At 65.2% G+C, this 287-nt stretch carries 1 pseudogene; it reads left to right on the forward strand.

Going from position 1 to position 287, the window contains the following annotated elements:
• A pseudogene (locus NE591_RS15630) lies at positions 1-287 on the forward strand (hypothetical protein); the annotation flags it as partial.

Below are 287 nucleotides of genomic sequence, written 5' to 3' on the forward strand. Positions count from 1 at the left end.
CTTCGGCATGCAGCTGGAAGCGGGCACGGCCGATAGCTGGGGCTGGCTTCTGTGGGTGTTCGTGGCTCTGTGGGGCATCTCAGCCGGCTTCTCGGCCCAGTGCTTCTATGCGCTGTGGTCGACGGAGCTGTTCCCGACGCTGTATCGCGGCGGCGTGCAGGACATCATGTTCTTTTTGGTGCGCGGCGTGCTGGGCATCTGGTCGCTCGTGGCCGTGGCGGGCCTCGGCGTGGTAACCCCTGCGGGCTTCGTGACTGCCGGCATCATCATGTGTGGCTTCCTTCTGG

The organism is Adlercreutzia sp. DFI.6.23, from assembly GCF_024462535.1.
Classification (GTDB): Bacteria; Actinomycetota; Coriobacteriia; order Coriobacteriales; family Eggerthellaceae; genus Adlercreutzia; species Adlercreutzia rubneri.